We start from the raw sequence: 1,430 nt of genomic DNA on the forward strand, positions 1-1,430 counted from the left end.
TAATGCCGTTCAGTTAGCGCTGAACGGCATTTTTGTTTGTGGAGCGAGAAGTGGTTGTAAACGGAGCGCCGGGCTGTTAACTTCTCGGTGCGATGCTTGCCAACCACCTCACGTACCTGATCGAAGCACAGGAGCCGGCCGATCTGCGACGGTTGGCCGAGCATCTGCCCTTCGAGTGGATCGAACGCGCAGTCCAGGCGACCGGCACGGCGAGCATCCGGCGCCGTCGCCTTCCGGCCGAGCAGGTGGTGTGGCTGGTCATTGCGCTGGCGATGTACCGTCACTGGTCGATCAGCGAGGTCCTTGACAGCCTCGATCTGGCCTTGCCCAACGAGGCCGCCCCGTTTGTCAGCAAGAGCGCTGCGGCGCAGGCGCGCCAACGCGTTGGCGAAGCGCCGATGGCGTGGCTGTTTGAACAGACCGCGCGAGCGTGGACGACTCAGGACGCGGCCCACCATGCGTTCAAGGGCTTAAGTCTGTGGGCAATGGATGGCACCACACTGCGCACCCCGGACAGCGCGGCCAACCGCGAGCACTTTGGCGCGCAGGGCTATGCCAGCGGCAAGGTGGCGAGTTATCCGCAGGTGCGCGCCGTGACGCTCACCGCCATTCCGACGCACCTGATCGCCGATATCAATTTCGGTCGCTACGACACCAACGAAATGGTGTACGCCAAAAGCCTGCTGGCGCAGATCCCGGAAGACTCACTGACGGTGTTCGACAAAGGCTTTCTGGCCGCGGAAATCCTGTGTGGCCTGACGATGAACGCGCGCAATCGCCACTTCCTGATTCCAGCCAAAGCCAACACCTGCTGGGAAGTCGTCTCGGGTAGCGCTGACGATGCGATGGTGCGCATGCGTGTGTCGCCGCAGGCGCGCCAGAAATGTCCGGCTTTGCCCGAATTCTGGAGCGCGCGGGCGATCCGTGCCATCGACGCGCGCGGACGCGAACGCGTGCTGCTGACTTCGCTGATCGATCGCCGACGCTTCAAGCCCGCTGATATCGTCGCCTGTTATGAGCGCCGCTGGCAGATCGAAACCAGTTACGCCGAGCTCAAACAATCGATGCTGGGTTCGGAATTGACCTTGCGCAGCCGCACCGTCGCAGGGGTCTATCAGGAGATATGGGGCGCGTTGATCGCCTACAACCTGATTCGACGTGAGATCGCGAGCGCCGCGCGAGAAGCGAAACTTGCTCCGACTGATATCAGCTTCGTGCGAGCGCTTCACACGATCCAGCACGAGATGATGTGGGCGGCCCTCACGCCGGCGTTTGCAAAATTACCCGCCTGCCTTCAGCGTCTGCGCGAAAGGCTCAAGTCTATGCGCAACGAAAAACGACCCGGACGCACATGCGACCGGGTCGTCAAATCCCGCCCTAAACGGTACACCGTTCGCTATCTAAGAAAAGACCTTAACTGAACGGCATTA

The 1,430-nt window shown here is 61.4% G+C and carries 1 protein-coding gene; it reads left to right on the forward strand.

The features are described 5' to 3' along the window. The first annotated feature begins 92 nt into the window (after nt 1-92). Nucleotides 93-1,421: an IS4 family transposase gene (locus NCS02_RS13765; RefSeq protein WP_239295098.1), complete on the forward strand. Its 1,329-nt coding sequence runs from the start codon at nt 93-95 to the stop codon at nt 1,419-1,421. The last annotated feature ends 9 nt before the right edge of the window (nt 1,422-1,430 follow it).

Source organism: Caballeronia sp. NCF2, assembly GCF_023631205.1.
GTDB lineage: Bacteria > Pseudomonadota > Gammaproteobacteria > Burkholderiales > Burkholderiaceae > Caballeronia > Caballeronia zhejiangensis.

Bases quoted from the DNA above. Each gene is read 5' to 3' on its own strand.
- NCS02_RS13765 (WP_239295098.1), top strand. From the start codon at position 93: ATGCTTGCCAACCACCTCACGTACCTGATCGAAGCACAGGAGCCGGCC.